Annotated in this window: 21 protein-coding genes and 1 pseudogene; 14 read left to right on the top strand and 8 right to left on the bottom strand. The window is 73.2% G+C overall.

What is annotated here, in order from left to right:
• The first annotated feature begins 22 nt into the window (after positions 1–22).
• From ABD223_RS17155 to ABD223_RS43555, 3 genes and pseudogenes are all read left to right on the top strand, one after another.
• The gene (locus ABD223_RS17155; protein ID WP_344037240.1) at positions 23–517 is read left to right on the top strand and encodes a hypothetical protein; all 495 of its coding nucleotides are present in this window, start codon (positions 23–25) and stop codon (positions 515–517) included.
• Positions 518–877: 360 nt separating this feature from the next.
• Positions 878–2,011 (top strand): hypothetical protein, encoded by a 1,134-nt coding sequence (locus ABD223_RS17150; protein ID WP_344037239.1) that lies wholly within the window; start codon positions 878–880, stop codon positions 2,009–2,011.
• A 190-nt stretch (positions 2,012–2,201) separates the two neighbouring features.
• Positions 2,202–2,762, top strand: a pseudogene (locus tag ABD223_RS43555) (Gfo/Idh/MocA family protein); the annotation flags it as partial.
• On the opposite strand, the gene ABD223_RS17140 reads toward ABD223_RS43555, so the two are convergent.
• Positions 2,747–2,881, bottom strand: a complete 135-nt coding sequence (locus tag ABD223_RS17140) for a hypothetical protein (RefSeq protein ID WP_344037284.1) — start codon at positions 2,879–2,881, stop codon at positions 2,747–2,749. The pseudogene ABD223_RS43555 and the gene ABD223_RS17140 overlap by 16 nt on opposite strands.
• A gap of 9 nt (positions 2,882–2,890) precedes the next feature.
• On the opposite strand from ABD223_RS17140, the gene ABD223_RS17135 reads away from it, so the two are divergent.
• The 6 genes from ABD223_RS17135 (at position 2,891) to ABD223_RS17110 (ending at position 7,690) form a co-directional block, all read left to right on the top strand.
• Complete coding sequence (locus ABD223_RS17135; RefSeq protein ID WP_344037283.1) at positions 2,891–3,310, top strand: hypothetical protein; 420 nt, start codon at positions 2,891–2,893, stop codon at positions 3,308–3,310.
• A gap of 50 nt (positions 3,311–3,360) precedes the next feature.
• Positions 3,361–3,648, top strand: a complete 288-nt coding sequence (locus tag ABD223_RS17130; RefSeq protein WP_344037238.1) for a hypothetical protein — start codon at positions 3,361–3,363, stop codon at positions 3,646–3,648.
• 141 nt (positions 3,649–3,789) lie between these two features.
• Positions 3,790–3,936: a hypothetical protein gene (locus ABD223_RS17125; protein WP_344037237.1), complete on the top strand. Its 147-nt coding sequence runs from the start codon at positions 3,790–3,792 to the stop codon at positions 3,934–3,936.
• A 255-nt stretch (positions 3,937–4,191) separates the two neighbouring features.
• On the top strand, positions 4,192–5,643 hold the full coding sequence (locus ABD223_RS17120) for an RICIN domain-containing protein (protein WP_344037236.1): 1,452 nt from the start codon (positions 4,192–4,194) through the stop codon (positions 5,641–5,643).
• Positions 5,644–5,756: 113 nt separating this feature from the next.
• Positions 5,757–6,803: a rhamnogalacturonan acetylesterase gene (locus ABD223_RS17115; RefSeq protein WP_344037235.1), complete on the top strand. Its 1,047-nt coding sequence runs from the start codon at positions 5,757–5,759 to the stop codon at positions 6,801–6,803.
• Between the two features lie 26 nt (positions 6,804–6,829).
• Positions 6,830–7,690 carry a GDSL-type esterase/lipase family protein gene (locus tag ABD223_RS17110; protein WP_344037234.1) on the top strand — a complete coding sequence of 287 codons (861 nt, stop codon included), beginning with the start codon at positions 6,830–6,832 and terminating at the stop codon, positions 7,688–7,690.
• Positions 7,691–7,802: 112 nt separating this feature from the next.
• Here the strand turns inward: ABD223_RS17110 and ABD223_RS17105 are convergent, their stop codons facing one another.
• A complete protein-coding gene (locus ABD223_RS17105) occupies positions 7,803–9,020 on the bottom strand; it encodes an amidohydrolase family protein (protein WP_344037233.1) in 1,218 nt (405 codons plus the stop codon).
• Positions 9,021–9,139: 119 nt separating this feature from the next.
• Here ABD223_RS17105 and ABD223_RS17100 point away from each other — a divergent pair, with 119 nt between their 5' ends.
• Both ABD223_RS17100 and ABD223_RS17095 read left to right on the top strand, forming a co-directional pair.
• Positions 9,140–9,709, top strand: coding sequence for a TetR/AcrR family transcriptional regulator (locus ABD223_RS17100; protein WP_344037279.1), 570 nt, complete (start codon positions 9,140–9,142; stop codon positions 9,707–9,709).
• Between the two features lie 259 nt (positions 9,710–9,968).
• On the top strand, positions 9,969–11,825 hold the full coding sequence (locus ABD223_RS17095; protein WP_344037232.1) for a hypothetical protein: 1,857 nt from the start codon (positions 9,969–9,971) through the stop codon (positions 11,823–11,825).
• Here ABD223_RS17095 and ABD223_RS17090 read toward each other — a convergent pair.
• The 5 genes from ABD223_RS17090 to ABD223_RS17070 are packed head-to-tail and all read right to left on the bottom strand — an operon-like array spanning position 11,777 to position 17,728.
• Complete coding sequence (locus tag ABD223_RS17090; RefSeq protein WP_344037231.1) at positions 11,777–13,192, bottom strand: cellulose binding domain-containing protein; 1,416 nt, start codon at positions 13,190–13,192, stop codon at positions 11,777–11,779. The two genes, ABD223_RS17095 and ABD223_RS17090, sit on opposite strands and share 49 nt — an antisense overlap.
• Before the next feature lie 16 nt (positions 13,193–13,208).
• Positions 13,209–14,705, bottom strand: a complete 1,497-nt coding sequence (locus tag ABD223_RS17085) for a beta-N-acetylhexosaminidase (protein ID WP_344037230.1) — start codon at positions 14,703–14,705, stop codon at positions 13,209–13,211.
• A gap of 9 nt (positions 14,706–14,714) precedes the next feature.
• Positions 14,715–15,536, bottom strand: coding sequence for a carbohydrate ABC transporter permease (locus ABD223_RS17080; RefSeq protein WP_344037229.1), 822 nt, complete (start codon positions 15,534–15,536; stop codon positions 14,715–14,717).
• Positions 15,533–16,483 (bottom strand): carbohydrate ABC transporter permease, encoded by a 951-nt coding sequence (locus tag ABD223_RS17075; RefSeq protein WP_344037228.1) that lies wholly within the window; start codon positions 16,481–16,483, stop codon positions 15,533–15,535. The genes ABD223_RS17080 and ABD223_RS17075 overlap by 4 nt, the downstream gene beginning before the upstream one ends.
• Positions 16,484–17,728 carry an extracellular solute-binding protein gene (locus ABD223_RS17070; RefSeq protein ID WP_344037227.1) on the bottom strand — a complete coding sequence of 415 codons (1,245 nt, stop codon included), beginning with the start codon at positions 17,726–17,728 and terminating at the stop codon, positions 16,484–16,486.
• Between the two features lie 194 nt (positions 17,729–17,922).
• Here ABD223_RS17070 and ABD223_RS17065 point away from each other — a divergent pair, with 194 nt between their 5' ends.
• The 3 genes from ABD223_RS17065 (at position 17,923) to ABD223_RS17055 (ending at position 21,097) form a co-directional block, all read left to right on the top strand.
• Positions 17,923–18,738: a GntR family transcriptional regulator gene (locus ABD223_RS17065; RefSeq protein WP_344037226.1), complete on the top strand. Its 816-nt coding sequence runs from the start codon at positions 17,923–17,925 to the stop codon at positions 18,736–18,738.
• 77 nt (positions 18,739–18,815) lie between these two features.
• Positions 18,816–19,118, top strand: coding sequence for a hypothetical protein (locus tag ABD223_RS17060; protein WP_344037225.1), 303 nt, complete (start codon positions 18,816–18,818; stop codon positions 19,116–19,118).
• Between the two features lie 128 nt (positions 19,119–19,246).
• Entirely contained in the window at positions 19,247–21,097 is a 1,851-nt protein-coding gene (locus ABD223_RS17055; RefSeq protein ID WP_344037224.1) for a PLP-dependent aminotransferase family protein, read from the top strand.
• Between the two features lie 84 nt (positions 21,098–21,181).
• Here ABD223_RS17055 and ABD223_RS17050 read toward each other — a convergent pair whose 3' ends face one another.
• Positions 21,182–22,729, bottom strand: coding sequence for a cytochrome P450 (locus ABD223_RS17050; RefSeq protein ID WP_344037223.1), 1,548 nt, complete (start codon positions 22,727–22,729; stop codon positions 21,182–21,184).
• Between the last annotated feature and the right edge of the window lie 42 nt (positions 22,730–22,771).

The raw sequence follows: 22,771 nt of genomic DNA, 5'->3' as shown, positions 1-22,771 counted from the left end.
ACGCCATCGCAGGCTGAACCTGGTGTTGGCAGTGACTGCGGTCGGGATGTCCGCGGCCCTGGGGCTGACCTTGCTCTTCAACCGGGAGGAACCGGCGTCCGAGGCACGACAGGCGCAGTGCGGCCGGCCCGCCCTCACCTACGCCGACGGCACCCCTCTCGGCGACGACCGCGCCCGCGACGTCGCCGGGGTGCACGCGGCGGCGTGCGCAGGTGACTACGACGCCCTGATCCCCTTCATCCCCGACGCGCGCCCATCGTCCCTTTCCACCTTCACGGCGGTCCAGATCGTGGAGGACTGGCGCCGGGAGGACCCTGCCGGGGTCAAGCTGCGGGCAGTGGCCGAGGTGCTCGAACGGCCCGGGGTCGGCGGGCAGGGCGGCCTGGTCTTCTGCGAACCGGACAAGGGACTGGTCGGGTTCAGCCGCGGCACCATCGACGTGCGGCCCGGACTGGGGGGCATGGAGTTCCCCCGCGCGGGCCGCCCTGTCGACTGTTCCCCCTACGCCCCGGGGTAGGCCTGGACGGGCTGACGGCCGGACCACCGCGCGACCGTGCGCACCGCGACCAACCCCGGCTCGACCCGGCTGCTCTCCGCCGCGCCCACCGGCCATGGCAGGAGCCGCTGGACCGTGTGCCGCTCGAAAGTCACCGCTGCGGGTCAAGCGGCGTTTCCCCGCTCGTTGACGAGCCCGTGGCCCGGAGGGCGACCCGCGCTCGGCTGAGCGTCGCGGCAGGACTCGGCGATCCGCGAACCTCCGTGCGGCGCATGGGTTCCGCGGATCGTTGCGCTGTCCGGCCGACACCGCCGCGGGCGCGCGGGGGTTACCGTTGATCGATCCAGTGCCACTTCAGGACATACTCGCAACGGAGCGATCATGCCCGACTTACGCGCGTCGCTGGCCGTGTTGGCGCTCGCGACAGCCCTGCCCCTGGCCACCACCCCCGCGGCGGTCGCGTCCGCCACGCACGTCATCGCCGAACTGCCGGGCGTCGCGGGCCTGCCCGGCACCTTCGGCTACCACCCCACCGGTGTCAACGACCTCGGCCAGGTCGTCGGCAGCGCCCAGGGCGACGGGCTGACGCGCGCGGTGCTGTGGGCGCCGCGCGGCGGTGCGACCGACCTCGGCCCCGGTCTGGCCGGCGCGATCAGCCAGAACGGCCGGGTGCTCGGGTCGACCTCCGACGGCGTGCCGGACACGCAGAAGCCGTGGGTCTGGTTCGCGGGCCAGCGGAAGGCCATCGCACCGCCGGGAGCCGCGTGGGCGCTGGCGCAGGTGATCAACGACGACGGCAGCGTGCCGATGTCGTACGCCACGTCGTCCCGGGGCGGGCAGCACGCCACCGTGTGGGACGGCGAGCGGCACGTGGAGCTGCCGGTGGCCGGTGATCACGTGTCGACGTACGCGATCAACGACGCCGGTGTCGTCGCGGCGAGCTACGCCTCCGCCTCCTTCCAGGAGTTCGGCGCGCTCCGTTGCGCCGACGGCGCGTGCACGGCGCTGGCCCCCGGTCCGGGCTACGGCACGTACGACCCGGAGGCGGTCAACGAGGCCGGTGTGATCGTCGCCAACCGGGGCATGGTGGCGCTGCGCTGGGACGGCGAGGAGCTGACCGTCCTGTCGGAGAGCGGCCGGCTCGCCCACGGCGAGCAGTCCCTCAACGAGCGCGGCGACGCGGTCGGCTGGGTGCTGGACAACGGCATGTCCCGCGCGGTGCTGTGGCCCGCCGGCGGCAAGCAGGTCGACCTCGGCGTGCCCGGCAACTCCGTGGCGACCGCGATCAACGAGCGCGGCGACATCATCGGGCACGCCTCGTCGCCGGACCACTCGTCGACCCGCGTGTTCCTCTGGCGCGACGGGCAGCTCACTTACCTCGACTCGCTGGGCGGCGCCCACAGCACGCCGGTCGCGCTGAACAACCACGGCGTCGTGGTCGGTCGCAGCACCACCGCCGACGGCACCTGGAAGGGCGCCCGTTGGACCCCGGTCGCCACGACCCCGTCCCGCTGACGCCCGCCGGCCACCACGACCCACCCGACCCGGCCGTGGCATCCGTGCACCGGCCGGTCACCTGCCCGGCTGCCCCGGACTGCCTGGACCCGCCGGTGGGGCGCTGGAAGGATCGTGGTGACCACCCCGGGGCACGGCCTGGACGTGCTGGAGACCCCGGCGTCCGCGCCGTCATCGAGAAGGGGGTGTCGTGGGCGACCCGCACCGCGTCGGCATCGTAGGTCTCGGGGTCATCTCCCGCGCGTACCTGGACACGCTCGGCAACCACCCCGCGGTGCGCGTCACCGCGGTCGCCGACCTCGACGGCACCCGGTCGGCTGCGGTCGCCGCCGAGCTCCCGGACGCCGAGGCGGTCGGTGTCGAGCGGCTGCTCGCCGGGGAGGACGTCGACACCGTGCTGAACCTCACCGTCCCCGCGGCCCACGCCTCGATCGCGCTCCGGGCGATCGAGGCCGGCAAGAACGTCTTCGGCGAGAAGCCGCTCGCCGTCACGTTCCCGGACGGCCGAGCGATCATCGATCGGGCCGCCGCGGCCGGTGTCCGGGTCGGTTGCGCACCGGACACCGTTCTCGGCACGGGCACGCAGACCGCGCGGGCGGCGATCGACAGCGGGCTCATCGGGCGCCCGCTCTCGGCATCGGCCGTGATGGTCACGCCGGGGCACGAACGCTGGCACCCCAACCCCGACTTCTACTACACCGCCGGTGGCGGTCCACTGCTGGACATGGGGCCGTACTACATCACCGCGCTGATCCACCTGCTCGGCCCGGTGCGCACGGTGCTCGGCGCGGCCAGTCGCCTGCGCACCGAGCGCGTCATCGGCTCCGGTGCGCGGATGGGCCACGGATCCCGGTCGAGGTCGACAGCCACGTCTCCGGCGTGCTCGAACACGCCAACGGCGCGCTCTCCACCATCACGACCAGTTTCGACGGGGTGGTCACCACAGCCGCGCCGATCGAGGTGCACGGCGAGATCGGCACGCTCGCGGTCCCGGACCCGAACCTCTTCGACGGCGAGACCCGTTTCTTCCCGCTCGGCGGCACCGGGTGGCGGACCCTGCCCCCCAGCGCGGGCTACGCGGGCGCAGGACGGGGGATCGGCCTCCTCGACCTCGTCGCGGCCGGCGGGCAGCGGGCCCCGCGCGCCGGCGGTGAGCTCGCGCTGCACGTGCTCGAGACGATGACCGCCGTGCTCCGCGCGGCGGACGAGGGGCGGCGGATCGAGCTGACGACCACGGTGGAGCGGCCGGTGCCGGTGCCCCTCACACCCGTGGACGAGTGGTCCCCCAGCCGCCGATGAAGGCGCCGGCACGGCGGAGGGTGCGGCGGGCAGGTCGGTGTTCCGGGGTGATGCCCGTTCGAGAACGTGGTCAGGACCGCGCCGGTGGGGACGTCCTGGCGCGCACCGGCACGGGCCGGGTGCGGCAGGTCCTGTCCGACGCCATGGCCCACCTGTGCTCGACCGCCCTGCGCGCGGCGGTGCTGCTCGACGTCGTCGAGCACTTGGTGGACGGGCCGCGCGACGCCGCCGACCGGCCGGGAAGATCGGGGCGCACGGCCCGTTGCCGCACCGGCTGCTGCGGTTCCTGGCCGGCCGCGGGGTCTTCCGGGAGGACGAGGACGGCAGGTTCCACCTGACCCCGGCCGCCGACGTGCTGCGCGCCGACGCGCCCCGGACGGTCAAGACGGCGGTGCTCGGGATGACCTCGGACCTGTGTGCTGCCCGCGACCGGCCTCGCCGACGCCCACCGGCACGTGGACTCGGGGCACAATCGAGGGATGGATGCCGGTTTGTTGGTGGCCGTGATCGCCACCGTCCTGGTCTTGCTGACGCTCGTGGTCCTCGTCGCCCGGGACCGCTTCTCACCCGGTCACCCCGACGACGAGCCCGGCCCCGAGACCTCGGGCGGCGGTGGCGGCGGCTGATCCGGGCTGCCGCCCTCGCGGGCGTCCAACCACGGATAGCGCTTTCCACTTCGATTCCGGAAAGACCGAAAAGGGCGGTACATCGCCATCGTCGAACGTGTTCGACGCTCCGGCCCATACAAGATGCGGCCATTGACCGCGAAGGGAGATCCACGTAACTCTTTCGCCGAAGACGTTCTCTCGTCCGGCGGCCCGACCGCCGTGCCGACTCAGGCGAAAGGCACGAACATGACACTGTCGTCATGCGGTGCGGTCATGCGATCGGCGCTCGTGCTGGTCGTGGGCGCGGTCGTCGCGCTCGCACCGGTCGCACCGCCGGCCCAGGCGGCCACGGTCGACACCACGGCGAGCTACGCGGTCGTGGCCCGGCACAGCGGCAAGGCCATGCAGGTCCAGTCCACGGCCGACGGCGCCGCCGTGGTGCAGGCGACCAGGACGGACTCGGCCGCGCAGCAGTTCCGGTTCGTCGACTCCGGCGGCGGGTTCCACCGGCTGGAGTCCCGCTACAGCGGCAAGGTCGTGGACATCTCCGGCTCGTCCACGGCCAACGGCGCGAACGTGGTGCAGTGGACCGACGCCAATGCCGCCAACCAGCAGTTCAGCCTGGTCGACGCGGACGCCGGGCACGTGCGGATCGTCAACCGCAACAGCGGCAAGGCGCTGGACGTGTGGGAGCGCTCGACCGCCGACGGCGCGCGGGTGTCCCAGTACGACGTCAACGGCGGCGCCAACCAGCAGTGGCTGCTGGTCCGGCTCGGCGGCGGCACGCCGGGCGGCGACGGCTCGCCGACCGACGCGAACGTGAAGCACTTCGGCCGGTGGAACACCGCCGACCCGACCGCGCACGTCTCGGAGTGGGCGGGCGCCTACGTGCTCGTCGGGTTCACCGGCCGCACGGTGAAGCTGAAGCAGCGCAACGCGATCGACTTCCACGTCAGCATCGACGGCGGGCCCGACGTCTCGTACGTCAACCGCAGCGGCACGGTGAACCTCACCCCGACGCCGCTGGCGAGCGGCAACCACACCCTGCGGGTGTCCTACCGGCCGGTCGCCGGGTCCTACCGGGGTGACGCGGTGTTCCGCGGTGTCGAGCTGGACGCGGGCGCGACGACGTTCGCGCCGAGCGCGCCGGCCAAGCTCGTCGAGTTCGTCGGTGACTCGATCACGGTGGGCCAGCAGTCGTCCAAGCAGGCCCTGACCGCCTACGGCTGGCTGGTCGGCGAGCGCCTGGGCGCGGGGCACACGCAGATCGCGGTCGGCGGCGCGTGCCTGGTCCCGGCGGCGGACGGCTGCATCGGGATGAGCGACCGGTTCCTGCGCACCGGTTTGCAGGCCAACGCCGCGAACTGGGACTTCTCCCGCTACCGCGCCGACGCCGTGGTGATCAACCTCGGCACCAACGACGTCGGCCACGGCGTCACCGGACCGCAGTTCCAGTCCGCCTACGTCACGCTCCTCCAGCGGGCGCGGCAGAAGTACCCGAACGCCACGATCTTGGCGATGCAGACCTTCCGCAAGCGCTACATCCCGGAGACGCAGGCGGCCGTGCGGGCCGTCGACGACCCGAAGGTGCGGTTCGTCGACACCACGGGCTGGATCGTCGAGTCCACCGACACCACCGACAACGTGCACCCCAACGACCAGGGCCACCGCAAGATCGCCGACCGGCTCGCGCCGATCCTGTCGTCGGCGCTCGCCACCGGCTGAACCGTCGTCCCCGCCCCACGTCCGGGAACCCGCCTCCGGCCCCGGACGTGGAGCGGGCCTGCGCACGAACCTCCTCCCCGTCATGCGGGCGAACCGCAGCAAGGAGCACACCCATGCCCTCCCGGACCGCTGTGCTGCGCTCGGCGCTGGCCGTGACGCTCACGGCCGGCGCGCTCACCACCCTCGGCACCGCGCCCTCGCACGCCGCACCGGCCGGCTGCACCGGCACCGGGCCCATCACCTGCCGCTACGACGTGGCGCCCGGCCACTACGACGTGACCGTGCGGCTGGGCAGCCGGTCCCACGCCGCCGGCACCGGCATCACGGCCGAGGCCCGCCGCCGCGTGCTGAACGCGGTGGACACCGGCGCGGGCCAACTGCTCGACCGGGTCGTCACGGTCAACGTGCGGCAGCCGGAAGGGCAGCCGACGGGTCAGGGCGGCACCGGCACGCCCGGGTTGACCCTGGTGTTCGACGGGCGTTCCCCGGCGGTCGAGGCGATCACCGTCCGGCCGGTCCGGCCGCCGGCGTTGTTCCTGGTCGGCGACTCGACCGTGTGCGACCAGCCCACCGCTCCCTACACCGGCTGGGGCCAGCTGCTGCCCGCGCGCCTGCGCGAGGGCCTGTCGGTGGCCAACTACGCCGACTCCGGCGAGAGCTCCGGCTCGGTGCTGTCCAACCCGGTGCTGTTCCCGGCCGTGCGGTCGCAGACCCGCGCGGGTGACACCGTCGTGATCCAGGTGGGCCACAACGACAAGCGCACCACCGCCACCGCGTTCCGCGACAACCTCACCCGCATGGTCCGCGAGGTGCGCGCGGCGGGCGGCGCGCCCGTGCTGGTGACGCCGCCGGTCCGCCGGCTGTTCGACTCGGCCGGGCGGCTCACCGGCACCGCGTGGCACGTGAACGAGCTGGGCGTGAACCTGCCCGGCGAGGTGAAGGCCGTCGCCCGCGCGCAGGGCACACCGCTGGTCGACCTGACCACGTCGTCCGCGAACCTCGTCCAGCAGCTCGGCGTCACCGGGTCGGAGCGGTTGTTCCTGACGCGGGAGAAGGGCGACAACACCCACTTCTCCGAGTACGGCGCGGCCGCGATGGCGTCCCTGGTGCTCGACGAGGCCCTGCGGCTCGGCGTCATCAGGTCGACCCGGGTCCGCTGAACCAGCCGGCACGACATGGAGGATCGATGAGGACTTCTTCGCTCACCAGGAACCTGGCGGTCGCGGCGGCGGTGTGCGCCGCCGCGACGGTCGTGACCGCGCCGGCGCAAGCCGCGCCCGCGCCCTGCGCCGCCACCGACCGGACCGGTCCGGGGGCCGCCGCCGCGCCGTTCAAGGTGTGGCTGGCCGGTGACTCCACCATGGCCAACCCCAACTCCGGCGTCAGCTGCCCGGCGGGCTGGGGCAGCCAGTTCGACCGGCTGTTCAACGACGACGTCACCGTGGTCAACAACGCCGTGGGCGGGCGCAGCATCCAGACCTGGCTCTACGAGTCCAACGTCAAGAGCACCAAGGACTCCACCGGCGAGTGCGTGGTCAGCCCCCGCACCTACGCCTCCCGCTGGGCGAACATGCTGTCGTCCACCAACGGCATGACGGCGGGGGACTGGCTGGTCATCCAGTTCGGCATCAACGACGGCGACCGCAACTGCCCCCGGCACGTGGGCACGACCCGTTACCGCCAACTGCTGTCCACCATGGCCCGTGAGGCGAAGGCCCGCGGCGTCAAGCCGGTGTTCGTGACGCCGGTCGCCGCGATCCGCTGCTCCGGCTCCACCGCCGTGGGCAACCGCGGGTTCGTGTCCGAGACCATCGCCCAGGCGCAGGCCGACCAGGTGCCGGTCATCGACCTGCACCAGCGCAGCGTCGCCCTCTACAACTCGCTGCGCCTGTGCCCGAACAACGGCGACTACACGCAGGGCGCGGTCGGCGCGTTCTTCTGCAACGACCACACCCACTTCGAAGCCGCCGGCGCGGCCCGCATCGCCGAGGTGGTCGCTCGGGCGCTGCGCGAGCAGGGCCTCGGCCTCGCCTCGTCCCTGCGCTGACGCCCGCACCACGATCACATCACCGACGCCCTCGACGCCCTCGACCGACAGTGCCGCAGACCCGGCAGGTGCGGCCGGTCGCCGGGCTCGGAGCAGCACACCGGCCAGTGGTTCAGGCAGGGCCGAGGCGAGTGCCGCGGCGCCAGGTGTCACGGGTGTTGAGGGTGTCGGAGATCGTCGTGGTCGGATCACCGTCCACCAGGAGGAGGTCGGCGCGCTTGCCCTCGGTGATGCGGCCGCGGTCGTCGAGGCTGAAACGACGTGCGGGAGCCGAGGTGGCCGCTGCCAGCGCGTCGGCGGGGGAGAGGCCCGCCTGGACGAGGTATTGCAGTTCCTGGTGGACGCTGGCGCCGTGGGCCACGCCGCCGAGGAACGGCAGCGGCATCGAGGCGTCCGTGCCGACGAGGAGGTCGACGCCTGCGCGGTGCAGTGCCCCGACGGAGCGGAGCACGTCGTCGAGCCTGCCTTGCGGGTAGCGGTTGAAGCTGCTGCGGAGGGTCTCGTTCCAGGCGGCGTCCAGGCGTGAGGACACGCGCGCGTCGTCGGCGAGGGTGTCGCCGGTGATGCCCATCATGGACGCGTTGAGCACAACGCAGGGCACGACGAAGGCGCCGGAGGCCGCGATGAGGTCGACGAGCTCGTCGGTGTGCGGCTGGTCCATGAACAGGTGGACCAGCCCGTCGATGCCCGCGTCGATCGCCATCCTGGTCGCCTCGGCGGTGAGGGCGTGGGCGACGGTGAGCATGCCGTGCCTGTGGGCTTCCGCGACGCCTGCGGTCACGGTTGCCCGGTCGAGCACCGGAAGACCGGGGTGGCCCTCGACGCTGCCGTCGTCGATCATGAACTTGATGTAGTCGGACCCGGTCTCGACCAGTCGTGGGATGAAGCCGGCTGCTTGTTCCGGTGTGGTCGAGAAGGGGTGGACGATCTCGCCGACGGGGCGGCGTCCGCCACCGGGGCGGAAGTCCTCGGGGAACAGCTCGCTGGGGTGGCCGCCGGGTGGCGTGATCGCGAAGCCCGCTGATCGGACGTCGGCGACACCGTCGTTGGAGGTGATGTGCCTCCGGTTGGGCTTGGTGTGGGTGCCCTGCATCTCCAGTTCCGTGGTGACCCCGAACCGCAACGCCAGTGCCAGTGCCTCCTCGCTGGTGTGGACATGGGCGTCGAACAGCCCCGGCAGCAGGGTGCCGCCTCGAGCGTCGACGATCTCGCTTCCCGGTGGGGCGACGGCGCCGACCGAGGTGATGACGCCGCCGTCGATCACGACGGTGTCGGCGTCGAGCACCCGTTCGCCGTCGAACACGCGCGCGTTGGTGATCGCAGTCCTCATGTGCCACTCCTGTCGTCGATTCCCCGCCGCCGCGGCGACCGTTGACTAGAATCGTATCAAACTTAGAATGACTTCAACTTTAGAGCTGGTCCAGGTGCCCTATGCTTCCCGCTGTGGAGATGGTGGGACGCAGGGAGCGCAAGAAGGCGCAGACGCGTCAAGCGCTCGCAGAGGCGGCGATGACGCTCTTCCTGGAGCGCGGGTACGACAACGTGACCGTCGCTGAGATCGCCGCGGCCGCCGACACGGCTCTGGGCACCGTGTTCAGTCACTTCCCGGACGGCAAGGAGTCCCTGATCTTCGACGACGGCGCCCAGCGCGAGGCCGCCTTGGTCGCCGCCGTTCGCGACCGCCCGGCCGGGCAGGCGATCCTGCGAGCGCTGCGGGAGTTCCTCGCGGACCGCGGACCGTTCCGGAGCAACCCCTCGGTGGAGTTCCGCCTCAGGACCGAACTGATCGTCAACACCCCCGCGTTGCGCGGCTACCAGCTCAAACTGTGGCTTCGTGGCCAGGACGTGCTCTCGGAGGCCATCGCCGCCGAGTGCGGCAGGTCCGCGGGCGACATGGACATCCGGGCCCTTGCCCGCTACGTCCTGATGATCCCGGACCTCGCCGGCACGGAGCCCGATCCGCGTGCCGCTCTCGACGTCGTCTTCGACCTGCTGGAACAGGGATGGCGTGAAGTGTGAAGCGTCTCCGTGTCCATGTGCAGGCAGAGGTTGAAGAGTCGCGTGCTGGGAGCCTGACCCTGGCGGAGCAGGAGGAGATCTCGCGAGGGCTGCACGCCGGTGAGTCCTACCGGGCGATCCGCCGCGCTGTTGGGTCGCTCTGCGTCCACGGTCGGTCGGGAAGTGCACCGGGTCACCGGCCACCCGGCCACGTCGTTGGCGGAGGTGCTGCGGAAGGCGGGGTGACCGGTGGAACACTGACTGGTGGAACACTGACCGGGTGCCCGACCCCGCCGTGCCGCCGCACGTGACGAACACCGTTGCCGGGAGCGTGTCCGGCCTCGTCGTGCAGGCGGGCGCGGTCCGAGGTGGAGTCCACCTCCACCTCGCCCCGGAACGCCGCACGGGCGGGCCGCTCGGCCGTCCGATCACCGAGGTCTCGCCCTCCGACCTGGAGGTCCACCACGCGGCGACGCCCGGCGCGGACGCGCTGACCGGGTACGTCGTGCGCGCCCACGACCACCGGTTGACGGACCTGGTGGCCGCCGCCCTCGGTCCGGCTTCGGAATCCGGCCTCGCCGTGCTGGTCAGCGAGTCGACCGCGGGCAAGACCCGTGCCCTGTTCGAAGCCCTGCGCCGCCGCGTCCACCTCGACCCCGACACGGTGACGAGCCTGCTCGAAGCCGGGTGGCGGGTGTGGCCGGGCATCGCCCCGGCGCCCGCGAGGCGCTTCCTCGCCGAACTGGGCTCGGTCGGGCCGAAGACCGTGATCTGGCTCGACGAGGCCCAGCGGTACCTCGTCGACCCCGATCACGAGGTCGCCTCCGCGATCGCCTCCGCGCTGCGGGAGCGGCTGGCGGATCCCGGTCACGCGCCGGTGCTGGTGCTGGGCACGCTGTGGCCCCGCTACCTGAACCTCATCGCGGGCCGGCCCCGACCGGGCCGACCCGACCGGTTCGCCGACGCCCGCCTGCTCCTCGCCGGGCGCACGTGGCCGGTGCCCGGCGCTTTCACCGGCGCCGACCTGGAGGCCGCGCGCCGCAGCCGGGACGTCCACGTGCGCCGTGCGGTGGAGTTCGAGGACGCCGCCGCCGGTGGAGCGGGGCGCGCCACCCGGATCGAGTTGACCCAGGTGATCGCCGGCGTGCCCGCTCTGGTGAACCTGCGCAACACCGCCTCGGCGACCGAGCGCGCGGTGCTGCGCGCCGCGATGGACGCCCGTCGCCTCGGGCACGGCGAATGGCTCCCGGTCGAGTTGCTCCACCACGCCGCACCGGCGTACCTCACCGACGCCGAGCAGCGCCGCTCCCTCAGCCGTCCCGACTGGTTCGCCGAGGCGCTCGACGCGCTGACCACCGAGTTGGCCGGTTCCGCGCGGGCGCTGGAACGACCTCCGGTGTTCGCCGGCCGACCACCGCCGCCCGCGGTCCGGCTGCACGACCACCTGGACCAGTTCGGCCGGCGGACGCGTGCCTACGTCGTGCCGCCCCAGCGGTTCTGGGACGCGGTGCTCGACCACGCCGCCGATCCGGACGACAGGTACCGGCTCGGCGTCTCCGCGCACCGACGGCACCGGTCGCGCATCGCCCACGGCCTGTGGCGCCGCGCCGCGGCGGCCGGAGTCGCCGGCGCCCGGGATGAGCTGTCGTACTACGCCGGCGAGACCGAGGACGGGCGCGAACCGTTCACCCGGGGGTCGTGGTCCGTGATGGAGGAGATCCTGTCCTCAGGCGGGGTGCGGATCTTCACACCTGCGTGTTGGGCTCAACGGACCTCGACGTGCGACCTGGTGGGTTGCCCCGACGAGGCCGACGGGCACCTGGGCCGGGCGGCGGGCGTCGGCGGGGGCGTCGAGGGGTTGTTCGCCGACCTGGGCTTCCACCGGCACGAGGACCCGACGACACCGGGCGCCGGAGCGGACCTGGCCCGTCGCGTCCTGCTCGGCGAACCGGACGTCCTCCGCCTCGCCAGTCGGTTCGGCCTGGAGGCGGACGGCTCGGTGGCGGAGCCCTGGGACGACGGCCTGGACCCGGAGCTCCGCCACCGGCCGTTCCCCGACCCGCCGGACAGCGGGCCGGGGAACGACGACTACGCCGCCGGAACCGTGTCCACGTGGGACACGCCCGCCGACCGGTAACCGCCCACCTTCGACGTCACCTGCGCCGGGCTCAGCACCTGGTCCTTGGCGAAGTACACCCAGTCCACGTGCTGCTGGTACGTCCGCTCACCCGGCGTCCCGACCAACCCGCCCGAGATGAACCACAGGTTGAAGTTGATCGACATCGGGGTCTCCGGGTAGTACTTGTCGCCGTGGTCGGCCACCTGCGCGCCGTCCACGAAGTACTTCACCCGGCCACCCGACACCTGCACCACCAGGTCGTGCCAGCCCGCGTAGCTCTGCCGCTGCGCGGTGTGGGTGTTGTCCGCCAGCCACGGCTCGTTGCGGTAGGTCTCCCACGTCGTCTCGTACAGGACGTTCGCCGGTTCGCCCCACCCGCCGTTGGGCAGGTACTCGAAGTCGATCTCCCCGTAGTCCGGGTCGAGGTCGGAGCGCAGGGGCGTGATGGTGAAGAACGTCTGCACCACGTGGTCGCCGTCGGGGCCGGACACCGGCGCGTCGGAGAACTTCACCCGTGCCGCGTACGTGCCCTCGAAGAACTTCCGCTGGTGGTACAGCTCGGTCTGCCGCGCCGCCGAGCCGTTGTTCCACGACTCCAGCCGCATCGACTGCTGCCCGTCCACGGACGGGAACGTCACCCGCGTCGGGTCCCACTCCGCGCCCGGCACGCCCGGACCGCCGCCGCCGGCCCGGACCGTCCAGCCGCGCTGCGCGATCCGGGGGTCGGCCGACCCGGTGTAGGAGAAGTCGTCGAACAGCGCCGGGCCGTTGGGGTTGGGCGGGTTCGACGTGGTGGTGGTGGTGGTGGTGGTCGTGGGCTGCGAACCGCCCGGCGGGGTGCCGTACAGCAGGGCCCCGCCCCGGTGCACGGTCACCCGCGACCACGCCGAGTAGGTGCTCGACGCCCGGAACGAGTAGTCGTCGGACTGGGTGATCCGGCCCCAGTCGGCCCGGTAGAAGCGCAGTTGCAGGTCCCCGGTGTCGGCGCCGGGGGCCAGGGTGCCGGAGGTGAAGCCGACCTCCAGGTACCGGTCGGCGCCGCCGCCGGTCAGCGTGCCGAACGTGCCGGTCACGATCCCGCAGCCGCGCACCGCCCACGAGCACGCGAAGCGGTAGCCGGTGGAGGGGGTGTCGGCGGTGAAGTAGTAGCGGACCTTCAACTCGTTCAGGGGCAGGGTCGTGGTGCCCGAGTTGACCAGTTTGAACCAGGGCTCGGCCTGGTCGGTCGCGGCGGCGGTGGCGCTGGTGCGGTACTGGGCGGTGACCGCGTCGGCGGCGAGCGCGGGGGGCGCGGTGACCAGGCCGGTCACCAGGGCGCCCACCGCCACCGCGGCCGCGCCCGCCGCGGCGATCTTGCGCGTGGACGGGGTGGACAGGGTGGACAAGGTCGTTCTCCTCGGGTCAGCAGGGTTGAACGGGGGAGCGGTCGTCGTCCTCCTCCCTGGTCGTCAGCGGTCCGTGCGGCACCGACAGCGCGGTCAGCCGGTCGGCGTGCCCGCGCATCCGGTCGGTGAAGTCGGTCCACGAGGGGCGCTTGGCCCACAGCGCGTCGGACAGGGCCGCGAGCCGGGGGAACGCCAGCCGCTCCAGGTGTCGCGCGGTGGGCACGTACTCGGTCCACAACGCGCACTGGGCGCCGAGGACCCCGGCGGGCAGGGGCACGTGGTAGACGTCGTGCGCGGTCACCACCAGGCCGGGCTGCCCGGCGGGCTCGTCGGGGCCGGCCGACTGCGGGTAGTCCAGGTAGGTCGAGCGGTGCGGCGCCATGACCACGTCGTGCCCGCCGTCCAGCGCCGCGTGGGCGTCCGCCGCGTCCCGCCACGGCATGAGCACCGCGCCGGGGCGCCCGACCGGTTCCCACGACACCGGCGTCCGCCCGCGCGACACCAGGTGCTCGGCGACCTGGCGCAGGAACCAGCCGCGCAGCTCGTGCGGCCCGGCCAGGCCCTCGCGGGCGACCCGCGCCAGGGCGGTGGGGCTGGTCTCCCACTCGGTGGTGGGGCACTCGTCGCCGCCGATGTGCACGTGCGGCCCGGGGAAGACCTCCAGCACCTCGTCCAGCACGTCCCGGCAGAACTCCAGGGCGGCGTCGTGCACGCCGAACACCGCCTCGCTGACGCCCCACCGCGTCCACACCGGCAGCTCGCGACCCGGCACGTTGCCCAGGTGCGGGTACGCCGCCAGGGCGGCCCGCGCGTGGCCCGGCATCTCGACCTCCGGCACCACCCGGACCCCGCGCTCGGCGGCGTGGGCGACGAGCCCGGCCAGCTCCGCGCGGGTGTAGCAGCCGCCGTGCGGCACGCCGTCGCCGTCGCTCTCCGCGCGCCAGGCCCCGACCTCGGTCAGCCGCGGCCACCCCGGCACCGGCAACCGCCAGCCCTGGTCGTCGGTGAGGTGCAGGTGCAGCACGTTGAGCTTGTGCAGCGCCATCAGGTCGACGAACCGGCGCAGCGCGGCCACCGGCTGGAAGCGCCGGGCCACGTCCAGCAGCACCCCGCGCCACGGCAGGCGCGGCGCGTCCCGGATGTCCACCCCGGGCAGCGCCCACTCCACGTTCGGCGCCGGCCTCGACCCCAGGGCCTCGACCGGCAGCAGCTGCCGGATGGTCTGCACGCCGTGCGCCAGCCCCTGCCGGGTCGCCGCCCGCAGCACCACGGCGTGCTCGGTGACGCTCAGCGCGTAGCCCTCGTCGCCGAGGCCGACCAGCCGCTCGTCGAGCGCGATGACCACCCGCCCGTCCTCGTGCACCGGCAGCGGCAGCCCGGTGGCCGGGCGCAGCGACGCGCGCAGCAGCCGGGCCGCGCCCTCCGCGCCGGGACCCGCGCGGACGGCGGTGTCGGGGGAGAGGGTGAACCGGCCGCGGCGGCGGACCAGCCTCGTCGGTCGTGGCACGATCACGCGGCCCCCTCAGCCCTTCACCGCGCCACCGACGATGCCGGTGGTCACGCGTCCCTGGAGGACCAGGAAGACCAGCAGCACCGGCAGCATGAACAGGGTGGAGGCGGCCATGGTGGCGCCCCAGTCCGTGCCGAAGGTGTTGCTGAACGACGACAGCCACACGGGCAGCGTGCGGTCGTCCTGGTCCTTGATGATCAGCACGTTGGCGAAGGCGAACTCGTTCCAGGCGGTGATGAACCCGAACAGCGAGGTCGCCAGCAGGCCCGGCGCCAGCAGCGGGAACACCACCCGCCGGAACGCCTGGGCGCGCGAGCAGCCGTCGACCAGGGCGGCCTCCTCCAGGTCCGCGGGTATCGCGGCGAGGAACCCGCGCAGGGTGACGATCGTGAACGGCAGCGTGATCATGAAGTAGACGAGCGTGAGCATCCACAGCGTGTCGAGCGCCCCGGTGTCGCGGGCGATGACGTAGACCGGGATCAGCAGCGCCTCCCACGGCGTCATCTGCGCGATGAACACCATCAGCACGAAGCCGCGCCTGCCCGGCCACCGCAGGCGCGCCACCGCGAACGCCGCCAGCAGCGCGACCACGAGCGCCAGCAGCACCGCCCCGCAGGCCACCAGGGCGCTGTTGCGCCAGAACGACCAGAACCCGCGCGCCGCGACCGCCGTGCCGAAGTGGTCGAGGGTCAGCGACAGCGGCAGGAACACCGGTGTGGCGGCCTGGATGTCGCGCGTCGGCTTGAAGGCGGTCAGCACCATCCAGTACACGGGGAACACCGACACGACGAACACGACCAGCGCGGCCGCGGCCCGCAGCACCCGACCGGTCACGACTCGCCCTCCTGCCGGTAGAGCTGCCTGAGGTAGGCCAGCAGCGCGAGCACCAGCAGCACCACCATGAGCATCGACACGGCCGCGCCGAGGTCGTAGCGCTGCAACGACTGCGCGACCTGGAACGCGTACACCGGCAGCGTGGTGGTGGCCTGACCGGGACCGCCCTGGCTGATCACCCAGATCTGCACGAACGCCTTGGCCACCCAGATGACCTCCAGGCAGGTGATCAGGCCGAACATCGCGCGCAGCACGGGGACGGTGATGGTGGTGAACGACCGCCACGCGCCCGCGCCGTCGATCCGCGCCGCCTCGTACAGCTCGGCCGGGACGGTCACCATCGCCGCGTACAGCGACAGCGCGGCGAACGGCACCGACTGCCACACGATCAGCACCACGAGGATCGCGAACGTGGCGGGCCCGTCGGCGAACCACGCGTAGTCGCGGAAGCCCTCGAAGCCGAGCCGCACCAGCGCCCAGTTCACCACCCCGAGCCGCGACTGGAACAGCCACTGGAACACGGTGGTCGCCGCGATCACCGGCGTGGCCCACACCAGCACCAGCCCGGACATCACCAGCAGGCGCAGCGCGCGGCCGAGCCGCACCAGCAGCAGGGCGACCAGCGTGGACAGCACCATGATGAGCACGACGTTGATCGCGGTGAACAGCAGGGTGCGCCGCACCACGGCCCAGAACTCCGGGTCGGACAGCACCCTGGCGTAGTTCGCCAGGCCGACGAACCGGGCGTCCCCGCGCACCAGCTGCGGCAGGCGGAACTCCTGGAAGGAGATCACCACGTTGCGCACCAGCGGGTACAGCAGGAGGTAGCCGGTGGCCAGGAGTGTCGGCGAGATCAGCAGGTAGGGCCAGAGCGGGCGCCGTCGCCGCCGGGGTGCGGGCGCGGGGCGCGGGCGGTGCTCGACCGACCGCGCCAACGTGGTCGCCACCTACTCCCCCGAGTTGAGCGCCCGGGTGATCACCCGGTCCGCCTCGGCGGCCGCGGTGGCCGGGTCGGCCCCGGTCAGCACCGCGGTGAGGAACTCCTTGACCGGGTTGCGCGCCTCCACCGCCGCCCAGTTCGGCGAGTTGGGCGTGGCGTGCCCGTTGACCGCGGCCGCCGCCATGGCCGCCGCGCCCGGGTCGTCGCCGACGGCGGCGGCCAGGCTCGTCCGGTTGGGCACGTAGTTCATCGCCTTGGCCAGTTCGACCTGCCACTTCTCGCCGGTCAGCGCCTCCACCACGGCGTAGGCGCCCTCCTGGCGCGGCGAGGCGAGCGGGATGATCAGGTCCGAACCGCCGGTGAACACCGCGCCGGGCGTGGCCGCGGTCTTGCCGGGGATCGGGAAGAAGCCGAGCTCGCCGGCCAGCTCGGGGTTGGCCTGCTCGACCAGCTTCGCCGCGCCGGGCACGGCGATGAACTGCGCGACCTGGCCGGCGGCCACCACGTCGGTCTGCTGCGGCCTGGCCTCGTCGGAGTCCTTCGGCCCGTCGCCGAGCGCCTGGAGCCTGCGGTAGAAGTCGGCGCCCGCCAGCGCCTCGGGCGTGTTCAGGGAGCCGGACCACCGGTCGCCCTCCCGGGTGGCCAGGTCGCCGCCCTCGTCCCAGACGAAGCCGGCCAGCACGTACCAGTTCTGGCCGGGCAGGTAGATGCCCTGCGCGTCGCCCTCGTCGAGCCGCTCGGTGGCGGCCAGCCACTCGTCGCGGGTCCTGGGCGGCGTCACCCCGGCGGCCTGGAACAGGTCCTTGCGGTAGATGACCACGCGGTTGGCGGCGTAGAACGGGATGCCGTGCTGCCTGCCGTCGACCGCGCCCGGCTCGGCCAGGCCGGGGATCCAGTCCTCACCCTTCAGCTCGGCCTTCCGGTCGGTCAGGTCGGTCACGCCACCGCTGGCCGCGTACTGGGCGACCTGGGTGTTGCCGACCTCGATGACGTCGGGCGGGTCGGTGCCGGCCAGCGCGCTCGTCACCTTCTGGGTGATCCCGTTCCACTCCTGGACCTGGAGGTCGAGGTCCAGGTCGGGGTGGTCCCGTTCGAACTCCGCTTCGAAGCGGCTGACGAAGTCGTCGGTGGCCGAGTCCTTCATGAGCCAGACGGTGATCTGCTGCCGGCCGCCGGCGTCGCCGGGGTCGTCGCCGCAGGCCGTCAGGGCGAGTCCCAGCGCGAGGAGGAGGGCAAGGGGGCGGTGCGGCACGTCTCACCTCTCAGCTGACCAATTGGTAAACCCTGGGTGGAGCGTGTTGAAGATGGCATAGACCAATGTTGCAGTCAACACCCAGCTCACAGCCTTGAGAGCGCTCTCGTTGTCTGGCAAGTGGTTACTGACCAGTGGTCTGCCATACTGGCCGGGCGACGCGGTCGGAGCAGCGTCGGACGAAGCGAGGCGCCATGGCCGAACCGATCCTCAAGCGCGAACGGGTGCGCGACTACCTGCTGGAACTCATCGAGACGCACCCGCCGGGCGCGCCGATCCCGGCCGAGCGCGCGCTGTGCCGGCAGCTGTCGGTGTCCCGCCCCACGCTGCGATCGGCGGTGGACGAGCTGGTCAACACCGGCCTGCTGGTCCGCCAGCACGGCCGGGGCACGTTCGTCGCGCCCGCGAAGATCACCCAGGAGCTGGTGTCCGGCGACCGGGCCATGACGCTGCCGCAGGCGGGCGGGGTGTGGACCAGCCGGGTGCTTGAGCACGCCCGCGTCCCCGCCGGCGCGCGCGTCGGCCGCAGGCTGCGCGTGTCACCGGCCGCCGAGATCGCCTACACCGCGCGCCTGCGCCTGGTCGACGGGCAGCCGATGGCGATCGAGTACCTGCACGTCCCGGTGGCCGTCGCGCCCGGCCTCACCCCGGAGGACATGGAGTCGGGCAACTTCTACGACCGCCTGGCCGAGCACGGTGTCCACGTCCACGACGCGGTGCAGTCCATCGAACCCACCGTCACCAACGACGCGGAGTCCGGGCTGCTCGGCGTCCCGGTCTTCGCGCCCGCGCTGCTGTTCGAGCGCCTGACCAACGACACCTCGGGCCGCCCGGTGGAGTACGTGCACTCCCTGTACCGGGGCGACCGCTACCGCATCGTCTCCCGCCTGTCGCTGGTGCCCACCGCCGTCGCGCCCGGCGCGCGGGCGGACCACCACCCCGGCATACCGCCGGGCGACCTGTCCTCGACGGGCCGGGTCCGCTCGACCACGACGGGCGACGTGCAGTGACCCCCGCACCGGTATGACGCGGGGAGTAGTTCCCCGGTGGGACGACCCGGCCCCGGTCCGCGGCTAGCGTCCCAGGGGTGAGAGCACTCGCCGCACGCCTCGGGGTGCACCCGCGACCGGGTGTCCTCCGCGCACTGGCCGCCGCGCCGTTCGCCCTGCTCGCCGCCTACCTGGCGGCCCGGGGCTGGCTGTACCCGCTCTGGCCGGACACCGCCGGCGCCCTCGGCCACCCGTTCACCGCGGACCCGGACCTCGACGAGGCCTGGGGCGGTCCCACGCTCGCCGGCGCCTGGGTGGTGCACGCCCTGGTCGCGCTCGGCCTCCAGGCCCTCTGCGTCGGGGTGCTGAGGCTGCTCTACCCGAGCAGGGCCAACGGGTGAACCTCTGACACGAACCGGTGAATGCGGCGACTCCGGGCGAGGGCCGCGATCCGGCCGGTGGCACGCTCCGACGCACAGGACGGGCGGACCCGCGCGGGCGGTCCCCGTCCACGCCGAAGGGGGACGTCATGAGCGCGCACTCCACCGGGCGGCCGCAGCCCGACTTCCCCTACGGGCCGGACGACGCGACGTGGTCGGCGCCGGTGACCCCGGCCGGGCCGGGCAACGGGCACGCGCCGGTCATCGCCGAGCCCTCCCGGGACCCGAGGGAGGTCTACCCGAGCGACCCGGAGCTGGAGGTCAAGGAGTTCGAGATCCCCGCCGGGGGCCTGAGCCCCCAGCAGCGCAAGCGGGCCCTCAACCGGTTGGAGACCTACCTGGTCGGCAAGCACGAGACCATGGTGGGTTTCCAGGGCAACCAGGACATGGCGCACTACCAGCAGGACCTGGCGCGGTTCCTGGAGTTCCACCTCAACAACGTCGGCGACCCGTTCCAGCAGGGCAACTACCGGGTCAACACCAAGATCGTGGAGCGCGCGGTCCTCGACCACTACGCGTCGCTCTGGCGGGCGGCGTGGCCCTACGACGCCGACGACCCCGACAGCTACTGGGGTTACGTGCTGACGATGGGCTCCACCGAGGGCAACCTCTACGCGCTGGCCGGCGCCCGCGACTACCTGTCGGGCAAGAAGCTCATCACCGAGCCCGGCGGCGGTGGCGAGCAGATGGTGTACGTGCAGGCGACCCCGCCCGCCGCGGGCGACGGCGAGCGGGGCGCGCAAGGCCGGGACCACACCTACCGGCCGGTGGCGTTCTACTCCGAGGACACCCACTACTCGGTGATCAAGGCGGTCCGGACGCTGGACATCGACACCTTCGCGGCGATCGGCAGGCGGGAGTACCCCGGGCAGTGCCCCGTCGCCGACGAGTGGCCGATGGAGGTCCCGTCCCGGGGCGGTGCGGAGGGCAGCGGCGAGATCGACGTGGACGCGCTGGAGCGGCTGGTCCGGTTCTTCGCCGAGCGCGGGCACCCGATCCTGCTGCTGCTCAACTTCGGCACCACCTTCAAGGGCGCCTACGACAACGTCGAGAAGGTCGCGGGCCGGCTCGTCCCGATCTTCGCGGAGCACGGCCTGCTGGAGCGGGACATCGAGTTCGAACCCGGCCGCACCGACCGCCGCCGCGGCTTCTGGGTCCACGTCGACGGCGCGCTGGGCGCGGGGTTCATGCCGTACCTGCGGATCGCGGCGGCCGAGGAACGCACCAGCGAACTGGCAGTGCAGCTGCGCCGGGAGGTCAAGGACAAGGTCCCCGAGTTCGACTTCGGCCTGCGGGTCCACGGCGTCGACGTGGTCAGCTCCCTGGTGATGAGCGGGCACAAGTGGCCCGGCGCGCCCTGGCCGTGCGGCGTGTTCATGACCAAGAACAAGTTCCGGGTCGAGCCGCCGGCGAAACCGGCCTACACCGGTTCGCCCGACACCACGTTCGCCGGGTCGCGCAACGGCCTGTCGCCGCTGGTGCTGTGGGACCACCTGGCCTCCAAGTCCATCCGCGAGCACGCGGCCACGGCGGTGCGGGCGCTGCGCACCACCCGGTACCTGGAGAGCTCGCTGCGGGAACTGGAGGACCGGCTCGACCGGGAGGACCGGCTGCCCGGGGGCGGCCTGCACGTCGACCGCAGCCCGATGGCGCTGACGGTGCGCTTCCGCCAACCCGGCGACGCGGTCGTCGAGAAGTGGTCGCTGTCCTGCCAGCCGATGCCGGTGAACGGCGAACTGCGCCACTACGCGCACGTCTTCGTCATGCCGTCGGTCACCGAGGAGAAGGTCGACGCGTTCATCGAGGACCTCTTCGCCGAGGGCGCCTTCGACCGACCCGAACCGCGACCCCTGCCGGAGCGGCCGGCCGGCGCGCCGGGGTTCGCCGCCGAGGTGCGGCCCTTGGCCCTGGTGCCCCGCACCGGGCGCGGGTTCCAGTGACCGGCGCCCGTGCCCGCGTCGGCCTGCCACCGGTGATGGGCCACCGGTGGCTGGCCGCCGACGCGGGCACGGGCGGTGCTCCGGCTACGCCCGGTGGGCGTCGAAGCGCAGCAGCGCCCGGCGCGGGCAGGGGACCGCGCCCCTCATGGTGGTGCGCAGGTCGGCGCCCGGCGCGAGGGACAGCCGCCACCTCCGGGTGAGGGCGGCGAGGGTCAGCGTGGCCTCGGTGGTGGCGTAGGCGTCGCCGATGCAGCGCCGCGCCCCGCCGCCGAACGGCAGGAACGCCCCGTGCGGCGGCGCGGCGTCCCACCGGTCGGGGTCGAACAGCATCGGCTGCCGGTAGTTGTCCTCGCTCAAGTGGACCACGGCGGGTGAGGTCATGATCGTGGCGCCGCGCGGCAGGGCGGTGCCGGCCAGCTCGACCGGCTCGGTGACGGTCCTGGTGATCAGCACGGTCGGGTGGTGCAGCCGCAGCGTCTCGTCCAGCACCCGCCGCGCGTAGGTCAGGTCGGCGGGGTCGGACACCGCGGTCGCCTCGGCGCGCACCGCGTCCTGCACCTCCGGGTGCCGGGCCAGGCGGGTCAGGCACCAGGTCATGGTGGCCGCGGTCGTCTCGACGGCCGCCACCAGCATGGTCATGACCTGGTCGTGCACCTGGTCGGTGGTCATCGGCGCCAGCTCGTCCACCAGGCCGCCGGGCGGGCGTGCCGCGGCCAGGCGCTCCACGGCGTCCCGCAGCGACCGCTCGGCCAGCCGGTGCGGCCGGTGGACCGCGGTCAGCGCCCGCCGCAGCCCGCGCGGGACGAGCATCAGCGGCAGGAAGCCCCGCAGGACCGTTTCCACACCGCGCTGGATGTCGTGCACGACCTCGGGCGAGTCCTCCGCGAACAGGGTCCGCACCACGATCCGCCGCGACAGCGCCTGGAGCGCGGGGTGCACGTCGGCGACCTCGCCGGGGCGCCACGCCCCGACCGCCGCGTCCGCCTCCTCGGCCATGACCAGCGCGTAGCGCCGGAGCCGGTCGGGGTGGAACGCCGGTTGGATCATCCGGCGCTGCGCGCGGTGCTCGACGTGCCCGCAGGTGCCCAGGCCGTCGCCGATGAAGTCGCGCACGCGGTCCAGGGCCGGGCCGCCGCGGTCGAAGACGCGGTCGTGCACCAGGACGTGGCGCAGGATCTCGGGGTGGCAGCACACGTGCGCCGGGCGCGGACCGAGCCGGATCTCCACGAGGTCGCCCAGGCGGTGCAGCGAGCGCAGGAACTCGACGGGCCTGGTGGCCAGGTGCCAGGCGTGGCCGACGACGGGCAGCGCGCCGGGCGCGGTGGCGGAGCGGAACCCGGTCGGGGCGGACCTGGCCGTGGTCGCGCCGGTGTGGGCGTGCCCGGCGCTCCGGAACCCGGTGGACCGGGAGGCGGCGGGACAGGGCGCCGAGGGGTGCGGTGCCGAGGGGTGCGGTGCCGAGGGGTGTGGTGCCGAGGGGTGTGGCGCTGAGGGGTGCGGCGTGACGGGGTGCGGTAGCGCGCTGTGGGGCACGGCCGGGTGGGGTGCGGCCGGGTGGGGTGTGACCGGGTAGGACGCGCTCGGGCAGGGCGAGGTCGCGTGGGACGTGGTCGGGCGGGACGGGGTGCTCAAGCGGGACAGCCTCCTGGTCTAACCGTGGTGTCCGGCGAGTCC

This window comes from Saccharothrix xinjiangensis, assembly GCF_039527585.1.
GTDB classification, from domain to species: domain Bacteria; phylum Actinomycetota; class Actinomycetes; order Mycobacteriales; family Pseudonocardiaceae; genus Actinosynnema; species Actinosynnema xinjiangensis.
Note: the sequence above shows the minus strand (reverse complement) of the source record. Positions and strands in the feature narration are given on the sequence as shown.